A 16054-nucleotide genomic window follows, 5' to 3' on the forward strand; every position below is an offset into this window, starting at 1 on the left:
CTTTTTGGGATGCGCCATTTTCTCTACGCGCATCTTGTCCAAAAACCGTTTCACACTTTTTGGGATGCGCTTTAATGACCGCTCTATACCCCAGAACAATTGAAGTTCGTACCCCTGTTTTTTCAGTTATCGCATTTAATTTTTCCTGCAAATGCAAGGCATTACAGTTGCAAATGCGTTGCCAGAGCAAGCCGCGAAAACCGCACTGTCGAAACCCCAAAACAAAACCGGCCGCAGGGTGATTGCGGCCGGTTGAATATCAAGGCAATGAAGCGCCTTTTCAGTAGTTGCTGCGGCGCGCTTTTTTGTGTTTGCCCGCCAGATGCGTCACCACATTCTCGATCATCCGCATACCGGCATTGTGACCGAGCGTCATGATCGATTCCGGATGGAACTGAACAGCCGCCACCGGCTCCTTTTTATGCTCGAAAGCCATGATCACACCGTCTTCGGTTTCCGCCGTGACGAGGAAATCATCGGGTAGACGCTCCGGATCGGCGAAGATCGAATGGTAGCGTCCGACCGTCACTTCCTTCGGCAGACCGGAGAAAATGCGTTCAGGCTTCGACACGCGAATGCGCGACGGCTTGCCGTGCATTGGAGTGCGCAGCTGGCGCAGCGTACCGCCATAGGCTTCAGCCAGCGCCTGAAGACCAAGGCAGACGCCAAAGATCGGCAGTTCGCGCTTGCGCGCCTTGTCGATGGTTGCCTTGCAGTCGAAATCCTGCGGCGAGCCCGGTCCCGGCGAAAGCACGACGAGATCAGGATTGACGCGGTCGAAAATATCGTCGGCAACCGGCGAGCGCACCGTCGAAACCGTTGCACCCGTCTGGCGGAAATAATTGGCCAGCGTATGTACGAAGGAATCTTCATGATCCACCAGCAGAACCGAGATGCCCTCGCCCACTTTGGCGGCAACGCGTTCTTCCGCGACATGGTTGCTCTTCTGCGCTTCACGCACAGCCGCGATCATCGCCGAAGCCTTCAGCTCTGTTTCCGCCTCTTCCTCTTCCGGGTTGGAATCGAACAGCAGCGTCGCACCGGCGCGGATTTCAGCCACGCCATCCTTGATGCGGATGGTGCGCAAGGTGAGACCCGTATTCATGTCGCCGTTGAAATGCATCATGCCGATGGCGCCGCCATACCATGCACGCGGGCTGCGCTCGTTTTCCTCAAGGAAACGCATCGCCCACAATTTCGGCGCACCAGTCACGGTCACGGCCCATGCATGGCTGAGGAAACCGTCGAAAGCATCCATGCCATCGCGCAGGCGACCTTCAATATGATCAACCGTGTGGATCAGACGCGAATACATTTCGATCTGGCGACGACCGATCACCCGCACCGAACCCGGCTCGCAAACGCGGCTTTTGTCGTTGCGGTCCACATCCGAACACATGGTCAGTTCGGATTCATCCTTTTTGGAATTGAGCAGTTTCAGGATCTGCTCGGAGTCCGAAATGGCATCCTCGCCGCGCTTGATCGTGCCCGAAATCGGGCAGGTTTCGATACGGCGACCATTGACGCGCACGAACATTTCCGGCGATGCGCCGACCAGATATTCGTTCTCGCCCAGATTGATGAAGAAGGAATAAGGCGACGGGTTGATCGTCTTCAGGCGGCGGAAGATTTCCGACGGCGCGGTGTGGCAGCGCTCATAGAAGGTCTGGCCCGGCACGACCTCGAACAGATCGCCGCGCTTGAAGCTATCCTTGGCGCGCTCGACCAGCTTGGCATATTCGCCCGGATTGTGATCGCCACGCGGCAATGTGCGCTCCGACGGCTTGAACGCCTCGGCAGGTGTTTCCCGCGCAAGACCATGCGTCGAGGAACCGCCGCAAGTGAATTCATAGCGGTCGACCCAGGCGCGTGCTGCATAATGGTCGGCGACGAAGATTTCGTCGGGAATGAACAGCACCAGATCGCGCTGGGTTTCGGGGCGCTTCAGCTTGTACTGGATCGGATCGAACTGGAACGCCAGATCGTAACCGAAGGCACCATAAAGGCCGAGATTGGCATCTTCTTCCGAGAAGAAAAGCCCGACAATGGCGCGCAGCACCGTGAACACCGAAGGCATGCGCGAACGCTCTTCTTCGGTAAACGTGCCGGTCGGCTCTGCAATCGTCAGCTCGATGCGATTTTCGGTGGAGGTATCCACCGTCACTTCGCCCAAGGCCTGCACCGTATCGAGAATGGGGCGTAGCAGGATCACGCCACGGGCGTTCAACGCCTCGATACGCATCGCGCGCTGGCGCGACGTGATCACCACCGGCGGATCGACGATTGCCGTGTCCCATCGCGTATAGCGGCCCGGATATTCGTAGTTGGACGAGAACACCGCACCGCGTCTTTCATTGAGCACATCGATATAGGTTTCGATGGCGCCCTTATACGTTGTGAGATGGCGCACGCGCTCGACGACAATGCCGCCAGCCGTCTCGTGCTGAAATATCTCGCTATCCGCTATCTTCGCATTCATGGTCGGCTAATCCCAATTGCTTTGGTTTTCGAATAATTTCCGGGCTTCGGTCCCATTCGAGCAGCCAAACAAAAAGGCCGCCCGGATAATCCCAGCGGCCCTGTCTCCTGAACGCATATGCGCAAACGCCTGCGTGGCCGCTTTTAGCGAGCCCACCACCAACCGTTGATGCGAATGTGCGAAATGTTCATGGGCGCTAGTGTTAGCGCTCCGCCGGGTGCCTTGCAACCGGAAAATTGCAGCCTCGTATTTTTCGCAGCAAGGCCAGTATCCGTGCCTACGAGGCGACCCTGTTATTGTTGTCAGGCCTATACCTGTCAGAATTATGCTAAGCCTTCGGAACCGAAAAAAGAAAAGTCCGGACACCACGGAAGGGCCGGACTTTTCCCTGTCCTTAATGAGGACATACAGACAAGGAAGCGGGGTGCCTTGCCTGATCACAACGAGGCTCCTCGCCCCCCAAATGACTAAATTTATAAGTGTAATACGATTTTTAGTATGGCTAAACACTACCATGGGTTGCATATACTTGGCAACTAGTAATTGATTCGGGGCCGCCTGTTCGTATTTGGGACAGGCAGCGCCAGCCCCCGCAAATTTGTCAGCCTTCTGAACAAGTTTCATCTTGCGCCCAGCGCGGATTTCAGATTCATTCCCGTGACTTAATTCAGAATGAATGCATGAAGAAAAGAGTCGCCGCAAACAGGCGACCAGTTGGGGAAACACGCATGAAGAACCTTGATGCCATGGACAGGAACATCCTACAGGCCCTTCAGGAGAACGGGCGCCTGACCAATACCGAGCTTGCCGATCGCATCAATCTCTCGCAGACAGCGACTGCCGAACGCGTCAAGCGCCTGACCCGGGAAGGCTATATTCTGGGCTATTCGGCACGGCTGTCGCCCAAGATGCTCGACCGCGCCATGCTGGTTTTCATCGAGATCAAACTCGACCGCACGACGCCGGAGGTCTTCGAGACCTTCGCGACTTTCACGCGCAACAATCCAGACGTTCTCGAATGCCATATGGTGGCGGGCGGCTTCGATTATCTCGTCAAGGCCCGCGTTTCCGACATGGATCATTATCGCCGTTTTCTGTCCGAAGCGCTTCTTTCGCTGCCGGGCGTGCGGGAATCGCACACCTATGCCGTCATGGAAGAAGTCAAGGAAACCGCGCATATCGCGGTATAAAGGGCCTCTCATCGCCCGCACCATGCTGACAGGATCATTCCTGTTCCAGCAATGAATGCTTGCCAGAATGCATTTGCGGGTATATACCCGCATCATGGCACATTCTTGTTTCTGCATCCTTCTGCGTCAGGCATCGCGCAAAACCTCGGCCATCTATGACGAGGCGCTGGCTCCGCTTGGCATCAATGTCGCACAGTTCAGCCTGCTGCGTCGGCTTGACCGCGCGGGAACGCTGTCGATTACCGAACTGGCGCGCACGGCGGAGCTTGATCGCTCCACGATGGGGCGCAATGCCAAGGTGTTGCAGCGCATGGGACTGGTTGAGCCCGGCCAGGGTGAAGACCATCGCGAAACCAATATCAGATTGACCGATACGGGCCGGGAACTTCTCACCCGTGGCGGTTCGCTCTGGGACAAAGCCCAGGAAGAAATCGAAGAAAAACTTGGAAATGACGGGGTCGAACAGTTGCAGGCGCTGCTTCAAGCACTTTGAGGCCAGCCGGACACGACCCTCTAAGAGCCTGTTCCAAAAGTCGCCCTGTGTGGCTGCAAATGGTAATTTTTTGCGTTCCGGTGCTCACGTACCCAAATGTACGCTCCGCTCCGGTACTGGAAAATCACCATTTTCGCACACACATGCCGCTTTTTGATTCAGGCTCTAACTGAACTGACTTGACTGGAAACAATGACGGAGCGCGCTTCTGCGGCTACGCGCAAAGAAGCTCGCCTTCCTATCCGTGGCCATTTTTGCAAAAATGGTCCTAACCGAAAGCGCTCAAGATGATATCTGCCCGCCTCGCACGCGTTCTCGAACAGAGAAACATCCATTACGGATGGGTTGTCGCCGCCATTACCTTCCTGACCATGCTGGCAACGGCTGCCGCCATGGGTTCGGCAGGCATATTGATCGAACCGCTCCAGCGCGAATTCGGCTGGACCAACGCCAATATCTCCTTTGCCATGGCGCTTCGTCTGGTTCTGTTCGGCCTGATGGGACCGTTTGCTGCCGCCTTCATGAACCAGTTCGGCCTGCGCCGCGTTGTGACCGCAGCGCTGATCCTGATCGCCAGCGGCCTGCTCGGCTCAATCTTCATGACGGAGGAATGGCAGATGGTCGGCCTCTGGGGCGTCGTGATCGGTGTCGGCACCGGCATGACCGCGCTCGTGCTGGGTGCAACGGTTGCCGCACGGTGGTTTGAAAAGCGCCGCGGCCTTGTGGTCGGCCTGATGACGGCCAGCAATGCCACCGGTCAGCTGGTTTTCATGCCGATCCTCGCCAGTGTCAGCCAGACCATTGGCTGGCGCACATCGCTCACCATCGTCATCGGATTCCTGACCGTTGCGCTGTTGCTGGTTCTCGCTTTGATGCGCGATCATCCGGCAGATATCGGGCTGAAGCCCTATGGCCGCACGGCTCCGCTGCCAGCACCTGAACCGAAGAAGAGCTTTGGCGCAATGCTTGCCTCGCCACTCGTGACCCTACGCGAAGCGTCTTCGACCTCGACTTTCTGGGTGCTGTTCCTGACCTTCTTCGTCTGCGGCTTCTCGACAAACGGTCTCATTCAGACCCACTGGATCACGCTTTGCGGTGACTACGGCATCGCGCCGGTCGGCGCAGCCGGCATCCTCGCGGTCATCGGCGCATTCGACCTGATCGGCACGATCATGTCCGGCTGGCTCTCCGACCGCTTCGACAATCGCTGGCTGTTGTTCTGGTTCTATGCGCTACGCGGCCTGTCGCTGATCTACCTGACCTTCACCGACTTCTCGGTCTATGAACTGGCGCTGTTTGCCGTCTTCTACGGTCTGGACTGGGTCGCAACCGTGCCGCCAACGGTGAAGCTTGCCGCTGAACGTTTCGGCCCGGAACAGGCCGGTCTGGTCTTTGGCTGGGTGTTCACCGGTCACCAGATTGGTGCTGCTGCCGCCGCCGGTTTCGCGGGCTTTGTCCGCACCGACTATGACAGCTATACACCAGCACTCGTTCTGGCTGGCGCCATGTGCCTTGCTGCGGCGGCGATGGTGTTCATCATCAACCGTCCTGCCCCGCGCGTCGTTCTGCAAGCATCATGACGCGACCGGCTTCTTGCCCTTCCTGTTCAGTGCCAACACACCGGCACTGATCAGGAGCGCGGCGAGCGTGTCGGCAAAGCCCGGCACTTCACCAAGCAGCACAAGGGCAAGAACCAGCGTAATGACGGGGATCAGCGCCGAAAGTGCAGCCCCTGCCGCTGTTCCCAGCAGGACTACGGCACGGTTGAAGGCGAAGACGCCAAAGGCCGACGTGAGAACGCCCTGATAAAACCCTTGCAGGGTAATATCGCCCAAGGATGTTGCACCGAGCCCCTTGGGCAGAAAAAGCGCATAGATGGGGAGATAGAACAGTGCCGAGGCGACAGCTGAAATCGCCGTCGCATGCAGCCCGTCCATGCCCTTGCTGCGAAACACCATGACATAAGTCGCCCATATCAGCGCCGCTGCGAAGAAGGCGATGTGTCCGATCATTTCCTGCTCGCCCAGTTGCGACAGCCCGGCGATCAACATGCTGCCGATCAGGATCAGAACCACCCCCAGCCAGCGCGACAATGCAAGACGTTCTCCCAGAAGCATCACGCCCAGAATGGCCACGAGCACTGTCATGATGCCCGGAATGAGCGCTGCCGCATGGGATGCCGGGGCAAATTGCAGACCATAGGCGGTCATCAAGGCATAAGGCGCGCCTGCGCCGGAAACCAGCAGCACAAAGCCCAGCAGCCCAAGCTGCCGAAAGCCAAAGCCCTTCAGGACAACAACCGGCAGCAGCACCAGCCCCGCCACGCCAAAACGCAAAGCAATGATGTCGAAAGGCGTGAGCGCGGTCTTGAACCCGAAACGTGTCAGAACGAATGATCCGGACCATACCAGAACCCCGGAAAGCCCCCAGGCCAGACCGCGTATGGTATCGGAGGTCGAAAGTGTCGGATTGTTGTCGGCAATGGTGGTCATGGTTGCTCGCTGCGGGATGGTCGAAGAAGAGCCGGACTATTGCACTCTTCGCCGTGACGGACACCACGGATAAGCGAGATATGAGATATTAGAGTTTCTTATGCCGCTTTGCTTTTGGCATCCTGCGCCACATCGCAGAACCGTTCGACCAGATGCCGAACCGGACTGTCCGCCCGAAATACGATATAGACAGTGCGAAATGTCGGCGGATTGAGACGGAGCGCCCGCAATCCGTGCAGGTCAGCACCCGGCAGGCTGATCTCCGATAAAAGCGTCGTGCCGATGCCATGCCGCACCATTTCCAGCACGGTGGCTACATCACGGGTGCGCACCTGCTCGCTGCAGGTCTTACCGTCGCCATGAATGATGCGGTCAATGATCATTTCACAGCCCGCAGCAGCAATCAGCTGGCGATCCCGCAGGGTCTCGACGGCGATCCTGTCATGTCGCATGAAAGGATCGTCGCTACGTCCCACCACGACAAGCTCTTCCTGGCCGATGTCGCATGCTTCCAGCTCCGGCTCGGGCAACGAGGTTATGCCAAGATCGGCAATGCCATCCCGCACCCACTGGCTCACGACATCATGCCCACCCTCGAAGGCGCTGAGTTCAATACCCGGATAGAGCCGCTGAAAAACTTTCCGCAAACCGGGCAAAACATATTCGAGTTGGCTTGGAATGGCCGCAATACGAAGCCGTTCGGGGCCCGCTGAAACACTGTTTCGCGCTTGCAGCTCTATCCTGTCCACCGCCGCAAGAGCGGTCCTGGCATCGTCGAGGATAGACTGGCCAAAGGCGGTCAGGGTTGCGCCATCGCGTTTGCGCGCCAGCACATCGAGGCCCAGTATCTTTTCCAGCGTCGCTATCGCCTGACTGGCTCCTGATTGCGTCAGCCCAAGCTGGCGCGCCGCAGCACCGACGCTGCCGGTTTCGGCGACAGTTTGCAGCAGACGTAACTGAACCAGACTGATCTTCATCGCTTTGGTTCCAACTCAATCTCTCAACAAGGCATCACCCCAGTCGGCGCGGCGCGCCCAGCGGAACAGGTCCCCGTCGCGCTTGGTCAGCAGGCGTTCCTCGGAACTGCCGTCATCCTTGCAGAGTTTAACCGAAACTTTGCCGCCGCCAACCCTCGTCGGCGCAACAACCCGCGCTTCAACGGCATCGGACGGTTCACGCACGGCGGCGAGATAGATGAACTTCTCATCCTCCCACGGCACTTCCGCATCCTTGGTCATGCGATGAATGCGCGAACGGGCAACACGACGCGAGAAATGGCACCAGTCCGGTGCGACCAGCGGGCAGTCCAGCTGGTGCGGGCATGGCGCGGCAATCGTCGCACCCAGTCCGATCAGCGCCGTGCGCGCACCGAGAATGCGCTGCCAGCCTGCAGGCGTGCCCGGCTCGACAATCACGAACATCTGCCGCGCAGACGCCCAAAGCTGCGCAACCAGCTTGCGCCGATCATCGGGCGCCAGCTCATCCAGCACATAGGCAATGGTGACGAGATCGGCTTGCGGAAAATCGAGATTTTCCTTCACCACATCACCGGCGCGCCAGTCCAGCGATGCCAGACCGCTCTGTGTGGCCAGACTGCTACCCACAGCGCGAATGGCCGGGCTTGCTTCGATCATCGTGGCGTTTTCAAGTGACGGCCAGCATCCACGGGCTGCCCATAGCGCCGTACCCGGTCCAGCGCCGACATCCAGCATCGATTGCGGCGCGAAATCCGGGCAGACTTCCGCAGCGCTGTCGAGGCTTGCACGCACCGCCGCATAAGTGGCAGGCAGCCGCGCTGCGAGATAGGCCTTCGCAGCCAGATCGTCGGAAATATGCAGGCGACCATCCCTTGTCTCGGCACGGTAGCGGCGCGACAGCAGCTCTGAAGCGCGCTTGAGATCGGCCAATGCCACGCCCTCAAGCGCGGCATCCACCGCCTGTCGCAAAATCGGAGGCAGTTCCATTGCCCGTCAGCGCTCCAGAACCTGCTTCACGTCGACCAGATTGGAACGAACGCGCAGGATATAGAAGCCCATTGTGGTCAGATGCGACGGTGTAAACCACGCATCCGGGCTGCCGTTGGAAACGATGAACGGCTGCATGTCGAGCGCCGAACGCATCTGCTTTTCCATCTCGTCCCACACACCGTCGAGATGCTTTTCAGCCAGCACGCCGCGGAAATCGGAATGGGCCGAGCGGAGCAGGCCGTAATAGGCGTAGAGCTGACCATAGGCGAACCAGAAGCGGTCATCCGCACGGGTGTCGAACCAGCCATTATGATAGTTCTCCGCGCGGTCCTTGAGGATCGCCGAGGTGGAGCCCAGATCACTGGCGATACGGTCGACAAACTGGATCAGATTGTCGGCGCGGGCATCAAACGTGGCCTGACAATTTTCAAGGCGCGTATTGAACGAACGCAGATCCTTGATTGCCGAACGATAATAGCTCGGCGTCGGGGTCTTCGGACCGAACGGGCTCAGGCCGAAATACCAGGAATCCTCGGCAAACTGCAGATTGCCACGCGCCTTTTGCAGATCGCCATCGATCTGCGATGTGCCGCGCAGACGGCCGATATTGTCCACCAGTTCAATCGCCGTACGACGCACGGCGGCATTGATACCACGCTGGAACGAGGCCTTGTTGTCGAGGAACGGTGTGCGATCCCAGTCGAGACCGAAGAAACCGGCCTTGTAAAGCAGCATGGAGGAAATCCATGCATTCTGGTTCACATTGAAATCGGTAAGGTCTGCGGCAACCTCGGCAATTGCCGAACGCGAACACTTGCGCGCCGATGACGGAATTTGTGCCGCCTGAACCGGCTGATCGGTCTGCGGCGTTTCGGAAGACGGCTGGTCATTGCCCGATCCGGTCGCAGTTCCGGTGGAAGGTGCAGGTTCCGGAGCTTGCGCTGGCGCAGCAGGCGCTGGCTGCGATGTTACTTCCTCGCCGGGCGTGTTGGCGGTCTGATAGCTATACTTTGCCGGATAGTCCGGATCGAAATTGGTCCAGACCTGAGTCTGCCAGATAAAATAGATATAAAGCGCGGCCAGACCGACCACGACGACGCCAATTACGGCTTTCCACAATATTCCGAACTTAAGATAAAGCCGCCATAGAGCGGCCAGCGGAATGGCTATCAACCGGGCCAGACCCGCTATCATACGACCCAGGAAGGAGAAAACGGCCCGCACTGCATTCCACACTATCAATCATCCTTCCATTGGCCCGCAATTGCGGGGCTTCGCACCATTTTCGCTCACGCGTCGATCCGTCCGTAAAAACGTCGTTTCCCGAAAATGCGTGAGCAAGAAACGTTGTTCCCTTTCAAATAGAGTGCGCTTGTCTTTTCGACAACCGGGATCGCTCATCCAACTGATTTTATCCGGCATTTTGGCGTGGCAGGGTTGAAACCGGGGGGCCGATCCGTAACATGGCGCAACTTCGAACGGTTCCAGAAAAAGTGCGGGATATTTTTCATTCTCATCACGACAAAAGAGACAGACGTCGCAATCGAGAATATTTTCGCCGCTGTGGTACTTGAACGGCGTAATCTTTGGTGTTTGCTAAAGCCGGAACCGGAAAAATAAGCAAACCGTCAAAACGGCCCGGAAATGGAGAGAACAATGAAACTGACCTATACGCTTGCCTTTGCTGCGCTTGCCACGGGAACGGCAATGCTTGCAGCACCCGGCGTCAGCTTGGCGGAAGAGCCGAAAAGCTGCTCGACGGTGCGCTTCTCCGATGTCGGCTGGACCGACATCACCTCGACAACTGCGGTTGCGACCGAAATTCTCAAAGGCCTCGGCTACAAGACCGATATCAAGGTTCTTTCCGTGCCGGTGACCTATGCGTCGCTGAGCAAGAAGGACATTGATGTCTTCCTCGGCTACTGGAACCCTTCCATGAGCGCCGATCTCAAGCCGTATCTGGATGACAAGAGCGTCGAGACGCTGCGCACCAATCTGACCGGCGCGAAATATACGCTCGCCGTGCCGACATATGCCGCCAATGAAGGCCTCAAGGACTTCAAAGATATCGCTACCTTCAAGGACAAGCTCGGCGGCAAGATTTACGGCATCGAGCCGGGCAATGACGGCAATCGTCTGATCCTCGACATGATCAACAAGGACGCCTTTGGCCTGAAGTCGTTCGAGCTGGCGGAATCCTCCGAACAGGGCATGCTTGCGCAGGTTGCGCGCGCCGTCAAAAGCAAGGAGCCGATTGTGTTCCTCGCATGGGAACCGCATCCGATGAACAAGCGCTTCGAGATCACCTATCTCACCGGCGGCGATGATTTCTTCGGCCCGAATCTCGGCGGCGCCAAGGTCGAAACCAATGTTCGCAAGGGCTATACGCAGGAATGCCCGAATGTCGGCAAGTTCCTGACCAATCTTGAATTCAACCTCGATCTCGAAAACGAGATCATGGGCAAGATTCTGGATGACGGTCAGGAGCCTTCAAAGGCCGCGACCGACTGGCTCAAGGCAAACCCGGCTGTGCTCGACACGTGGCTCGCTGGCGTGACGACCGTTGACGGCAAGGAAGGTCTGCCTGCTGTCAAATCGGCCCTCGGCCTCTGACGCGCAGTACTCGCAGGCCGCGGCTAAACCCGCGGCCTTTGCATCTCTGGATGCCCCGCACCCTATCCTACAAGCACGCAGCAGGAGACTTCATCGTTGAACTGGCTGACGGACTATAAAATCCCGGTTGGACCGACTGCAAAAACAGTCGTTGACTGGCTGACGAACAATATGGGCGGATTTTTCGATCTGCTGGCAGCGGTCATGCAGAGCATGATCGACGCCCTGCTCTTCGTCCTGAAACTGCCCCATCCCCTGCTCCTGATCGCCATATTCGCGGTGATTGCCTGGTTTATCCAGCGGCGCATTTCGGTCGTCGTACTGACGATCCTGGGCTTCCTGTTCATCCTCAATCAGGGTTACTGGGACCGGACGCTGGAAACGCTGACGCTGGTGCTTTCATCCTGCGTTCTCTGCATGGCCATCGGCGTTCCGCTCGGTATTGCCGCAGCCCATCGCCCCACCCTTTATGCCGCCATGCGCCCCGTGCTCGATCTGATGCAGACGCTGCCGACCTTCGTCTATCTGATCCCGGCCATCGTTTTCTTCGGCATCGGCATGGTGCCCGGCCTGCTTGCCACAGCCATTTTCGTTCTGCCTGCGCCTGTGCGCCTGACGCATCTTGGCGTTTCTTCCACTCCGTCCTCACTGATCGAAGCAGGTGAGGCCTTCGGCGCCTCGCGATCACAGCTTCTCTGGAAGATCGAGCTACCCTATGCCATGCCGCAAATTCTGGCGGGCCTGACCCAGACGATCATGCTGTCGCTTTCGATGGTGGTCATCGCGGCACTCGTCGGCGCAGACGGTCTTGGTGTTCCGGTTGTTCGCGCACTGAACTCAGTCAACACCGCGCTCGGCTTCGAGGCAGGCCTTGTCATCGTCGTGGTCGCCATCGTGCTCGACCGCATCTTCCGCGCCGGCAGGGAAAAATAGCATGATCCCGAAAAGTGGGAACCGGTTTTCGGTTCAGATCATGCTCAAACAAAAGTCAGGAGATTGCGGATGACCATTATCGCACTCGAAGACGTCTGCATCATTTTCGGCAAGAACACGGACAATGCGCTGGCGCTGGCCGATGGCGGCGCAACGCGATCCAAGATTCAGGCCGAAACCGGTCATGTGCTCGGCGTCCATAATTGCACGCTCGATATTGAAGAAGGCGAAATCCTTGTTCTTATGGGCCTGTCCGGTTCCGGCAAATCCACTCTGCTGCGCGCCATCAACCGGCTCAACCCGATCTCGCGCGGTCGCGTGACGATACAGGACGGTGACCGTGGCATTGATGTCGGCAAAGCGGATCGCAATACGCTTCGCCACCTGCGTACCGAACTTGTCTCGATGGTGTTCCAGCAATTCGGTCTGCTGCCGTGGCGCACCGTTGAGGAGAATGTGGCCTTCGGGCTGGAAATCTCCGGCATGGGCAAGGAGGACCGCATCAACAAGGCCCGCCAGCAGCTTGAACTGGTCGGCCTTCAGGACTGGGCCAAGCGCAAGGTCGGTGAACTCTCTGGCGGTATGCAGCAGCGTGTCGGCCTCGCCCGAGCCTTTGCCACCGGCGCGCCAATTCTGCTGATGGACGAGCCGTTCTCGGCGCTGGATCCGCTGATCCGCACAAGGTTGCAGGACGAGCTTCTGGCCTTCCAGTCGCGGCTGAAGAAAACCATCGTTTTTGTGAGCCACGATCTCGATGAGGCCATGAAAATCGGCAACCGCATCGCCATCATGGAAGGTGGACGCATCGTACAATGCGGCACGCCGCAGCAAATCCTGCTGCAACCCGCCGATCAGTATGTCGCCGATTTCGTCGCCCATATGAACCCGCTCGGCGTGCTGCGTGCGGGCGATATCATGACGCCGTTCGACCGCAACGCCGCCCCGCGCCCCTTTGCAGCCACTGCCCGCCGGGAAACGCTGGTGCGCGAGCTGATGAACGCCGTTGCGGACAGTAACGGCGATGTCGGCATCGTCGAAAATGGCAACATCGTCGGCAAGGTTGCGGCGGACGATATCGTCCGGGCTCTTGCCTGGCACCAGCAGCGCGCTGGATAAAAACAAAACGCCGCCTCAAAAGCATAATCCGACCGGAGTGAAACGAGGATCGATAAGATTATGCTTCAAGTAAAAAAGTTTAAAGCGCCGACCTGATTTTATCAGGTCGGCGCTCTAAACGGCGGCGTTTTTCATGAGTATCGAAGCGAGTTTAAGCCTGCGCTGCCTGTCTGGCAGCAGCGCGTGCTTCAACACGGGCGCGAATGGCATCGACATCCGCACGCGGCGTCGCGGCAAACAGCTTCTTCGTATAATCGTGCTGCGGATTGTTGAACACGTCGTCACGCGACCCGTATTCAACCACCTCACCGAAATACATCACCATCACCTCATCGGCGATATAGCGCACCACCGAAAGGTCGTGGCTGATGAAGACATAGGTCAGGCCGAACTCTTCCTGCAGATCGGACAACAGGTTGAGAACCTGCGCCTGCACCGACAGATCGAGCGCGGATACCGGCTCGTCGAGAATCAACAGCTTCGGATTGAGCATCAGCGCGCGCGCAATGGCGATACGCTGGCGCTGACCGCCCGAGAACATATGCGGATAGCGGTTGAAGTGCTCGCGACCGAGACCAACCTTCAACAGCATCTGCATCGCCTTGGCGCGACGCTCTTCTGCCGACATTTTCGTGTTCAGCAGCAGCGGTTCGGCCAGCACATCGCCGATCTTCTGGCGTGGATTGAGCGAACCGTAAGGGTTCTGGAACACGATCTGCACCTTCTGGCGCATTTCTGGCGTCAGCCCGTCACGAGCGATGTTCACATCCTTGCCACCGATTTTCAGATCGCCGGAAGTCTGTGGGTCGATCATGGTCAGGATGCGCGCCAGCGTGGACTTGCCACAACCGGATTCGCCCACGATTGCCAGCGTCTTGCCCTTTTCGAGCTTGAAGCTGACGCCCTTGACGGCGTGAACCACCTTCGGCTTGCCGAACAGGCCGCCGCCAACATGATAGTCGCGCTTGATATCACGCGCTTCGAGAACAACCTCGCTCATCGCGCTTCTCCTGCACTGCTGGTGTCAAAGACGAAATCGGACACCGTCGGCAGACGGTCGCCGGTCGCATTTTCCGGCAAGGCCGACAGAAGCGCGCGCGTGTAAGGGCTTTTCGGCGCGGAAAACAGCGACAGCACGTCGGCGTCTTCCATCTTGTGGCCCTTATACTGCACGATGACCCGGTCTGCCGTTTCGGCGACGACACCCATATCGTGGGTGATCATGATCAGACCCATGCCATGCTCCACCTGGAGCCGCATCAGGAGATCGAGGATCTGCTTCTGGATCGTCACATCAAGAGCCGTGGTCGGCTCGTCAGCAATCAAAAGCTTCGGATTGCAGGCGATAGCCATGGCGATCATGACGCGCTGGCACTGGCCACCCGACATCTGATGCGGAAAGCTGCCCAAACGCTCGGAAGCATCGCGGATACCGACAAGCTCAAGAAGCTCGATGGCGCGCGAACGGCTGGCCGAACCGCCAAGACCCATGTGCCGCTTGAGCACTTCCTCAAGCTGGTAGCCGACCGTGAAGCACGGATTGAGACTGGCGATCGGCTCCTGGAAAATCATCGAAATGTCGCGACCGATGATTTGGCGGCGTTGCTTGTCAGACATCGCCTGCAAGTCCTTGCCGTCGAACATCATAAGGTCAGCGGTAACGGTCGCCGTCTTGGGCAGCAGGCCCATAACGGCCAGCATGCCCACCGACTTGCCCGAACCGGACTCGCCAACAATGGCCAGAACTTCGCCGCTGTCGACCTTGATATCGATGCCGTCGACCGCCTTGAAAGGACCGGTCGAGGTGTCGAATGAAACCGAAAGGTTCTTGATTTCAAGCAAAGCCATCGATCAGCTCCTCTTGAGTTTCGGGTCAAGCGCATCGCGCAGACCGTCGCCGATCAGATTGATGGCGAGAACAGTGATCAGGATTGCCAGACCCGGGAAGGTCACAACCCACCAGGCGCGCGTGATGAATTCCCGCGCTTCGGCAAGCATGGTGCCCCATTCCGGCGTCGGCGGCTGTGCGCCCATGTTCAGGAAGCCGAGCGCCGCCACTTCGAGAATGGCGTTGGAGAACGACATGGTGGCCTGAACGACCAGCGGCGCCAGACAGTTCGGCAGCACGGTCTTGAACATCAGACGCAGCCTGCTTGCACCGGCAAGCTTGGCGGCCGTCACATATTCCCGCTCCTTTTCCGCCATCACCGCAGCACGCGTCAGGCGCGAAAAGTGCGGCAGCAGAACCAGAGTGATCGCGATGACCGCATTGGTCAGGCCCGGCCCGAGAATAGCCACCAGCACCAGTGCCAGAAGCAGCGACGGGAAGGACAGCATGATATCCATGACGCGCATGAAAGCGGCATCCACCGCGCCGCCCAGATAACCGGCCAGCACGCCAATTGTGATGCCCACGCACATCGAGATTACAACGATCACGAAGCCGACCAGCAGCGAATATTGCGCGCCATAGATCAGGCGGGACAGGATATCGCGACCCACGGCGTCGGTGCCGAGAAGGAACGACGTCGAGCCGCCTTCCTGCCATGCCGGAGGCTTCAGGAAGAATTCGCGAAACTGTTCCGTCGGATCATGCGGCGCGATCAGCGGCGCGAAAATGGCCATCAGAACGATAGCGATGAAAACCCAGAGGCCGATGACAGCGCCGCGATTGACGCTGAAATAAAACCAAAAGTCCTTCAGCATCGCCATGCGGCTGACGCCGGGCGTGGCGGTATCCGTGGCGACGGGTGTGTTTGTTACATTGCTCA

14 protein-coding genes are annotated in these 16054 nt (G+C 58.2%); 6 read left to right on the forward strand and 8 right to left on the reverse strand.

Translation table 11 applies throughout. The annotated features are described in order from the left end of the window. Positions 1-280: 280 nt before the first annotated feature. On the reverse strand, positions 281-2479 hold the full coding sequence (locus QBD01_RS19740; RefSeq protein ID WP_280994187.1) for an anthranilate synthase component I: 2199 nt from the start codon (positions 2477-2479) through the stop codon (positions 281-283). A gap of 728 nt (positions 2480-3207) precedes the next feature. Here QBD01_RS19740 and QBD01_RS19745 point away from each other — a divergent pair. The 3 genes from QBD01_RS19745 to QBD01_RS19755 all read left to right on the forward strand — a co-directional run bounded on the left by QBD01_RS19745 (position 3208) and on the right by QBD01_RS19755 (position 5742). Continuing rightward, the gene (locus QBD01_RS19745) at positions 3208-3669 is read left to right on the forward strand and encodes an Lrp/AsnC ligand binding domain-containing protein (RefSeq protein ID WP_078338776.1); all 462 of its coding nucleotides are present in this window, start codon (positions 3208-3210) and stop codon (positions 3667-3669) included. Positions 3670-3763: 94 nt separating this feature from the next. Then, positions 3764-4162, forward strand: coding sequence for a MarR family winged helix-turn-helix transcriptional regulator (locus tag QBD01_RS19750; RefSeq protein WP_280994188.1), 399 nt, complete (start codon positions 3764-3766; stop codon positions 4160-4162). Between the two features lie 287 nt (positions 4163-4449). Then, positions 4450-5742 (forward strand): MFS transporter, encoded by a 1293-nt coding sequence (locus tag QBD01_RS19755; RefSeq protein WP_151591979.1) that lies wholly within the window; start codon positions 4450-4452, stop codon positions 5740-5742. On the opposite strand, the gene QBD01_RS19760 is transcribed toward QBD01_RS19755, so the two are convergent. The 4 genes from QBD01_RS19760 to QBD01_RS19775 all read right to left on the reverse strand — a co-directional run bounded on the left by QBD01_RS19760 (position 5737) and on the right by QBD01_RS19775 (position 9815). Beyond that, entirely contained in the window at positions 5737-6654 is a 918-nt protein-coding gene (locus tag QBD01_RS19760; RefSeq protein WP_280994189.1) for a DMT family transporter, read from the reverse strand. The two genes, QBD01_RS19755 and QBD01_RS19760, sit on opposite strands and share 6 nt — an antisense overlap. A 98-nt stretch (positions 6655-6752) precedes the next feature. Continuing rightward, entirely contained in the window at positions 6753-7631 is an 879-nt protein-coding gene (locus QBD01_RS19765; RefSeq protein WP_280994190.1) for a LysR family transcriptional regulator, read from the reverse strand. A gap of 15 nt (positions 7632-7646) precedes the next feature. Further along, complete coding sequence (locus QBD01_RS19770) at positions 7647-8618, reverse strand: small ribosomal subunit Rsm22 family protein (RefSeq protein ID WP_280994191.1); 972 nt, start codon at positions 8616-8618, stop codon at positions 7647-7649. Positions 8619-8624: 6 nt separating this feature from the next. Then, a complete protein-coding gene (locus tag QBD01_RS19775) occupies positions 8625-9815 on the reverse strand; it encodes a DUF2333 family protein (RefSeq protein ID WP_392391450.1) in 1191 nt (396 codons plus the stop codon). A gap of 450 nt (positions 9816-10265) precedes the next feature. Between QBD01_RS19775 and QBD01_RS19780 the strand changes: the two genes are divergently transcribed. The 3 genes from QBD01_RS19780 (at position 10266) to choV (ending at position 13283) form a co-directional block, all read left to right on the forward strand. Next, positions 10266-11234, forward strand: a complete 969-nt coding sequence (locus tag QBD01_RS19780) for a choline ABC transporter substrate-binding protein (RefSeq protein WP_280994193.1) — start codon at positions 10266-10268, stop codon at positions 11232-11234. A gap of 96 nt (positions 11235-11330) precedes the next feature. Beyond that, a complete protein-coding gene (choW, locus tag QBD01_RS19785) occupies positions 11331-12167 on the forward strand; it encodes a choline ABC transporter permease subunit (RefSeq protein ID WP_078338784.1) in 837 nt (278 codons plus the stop codon). Between the two features lie 69 nt (positions 12168-12236). Next, on the forward strand, positions 12237-13283 hold the full coding sequence (gene choV, locus QBD01_RS19790; RefSeq protein WP_280994194.1) for a choline ABC transporter ATP-binding protein: 1047 nt from the start codon (positions 12237-12239) through the stop codon (positions 13281-13283). Between the two features lie 151 nt (positions 13284-13434). Here the strand turns inward: choV and QBD01_RS19795 are convergent, their stop codons facing one another. From QBD01_RS19795 to QBD01_RS19805, 3 genes are read right to left on the reverse strand one after another with little or no spacing between them, the layout of a single operon-like run. Further along, positions 13435-14283: a dipeptide ABC transporter ATP-binding protein gene (locus tag QBD01_RS19795; RefSeq protein WP_280994195.1), complete on the reverse strand. Its 849-nt coding sequence runs from the start codon at positions 14281-14283 to the stop codon at positions 13435-13437. Further along, entirely contained in the window at positions 14280-15131 is an 852-nt protein-coding gene (locus tag QBD01_RS19800; protein WP_280994196.1) for an ABC transporter ATP-binding protein, read from the reverse strand. The genes QBD01_RS19795 and QBD01_RS19800 overlap by 4 nt, the downstream gene beginning before the upstream one ends. A gap of 3 nt (positions 15132-15134) precedes the next feature. Next, the gene (locus tag QBD01_RS19805) at positions 15135-15995 is read right to left on the reverse strand and encodes an ABC transporter permease subunit (protein ID WP_162762627.1); all 861 of its coding nucleotides are present in this window, start codon (positions 15993-15995) and stop codon (positions 15135-15137) included. Between the last annotated feature and the right edge of the window lie 59 nt (positions 15996-16054).

This window comes from Ochrobactrum sp. 19YEA23 (assembly GCF_029909865.1).
In the GTDB taxonomy this organism is placed as follows: domain Bacteria; phylum Pseudomonadota; class Alphaproteobacteria; order Rhizobiales; family Rhizobiaceae; genus Brucella; species Brucella gambitense.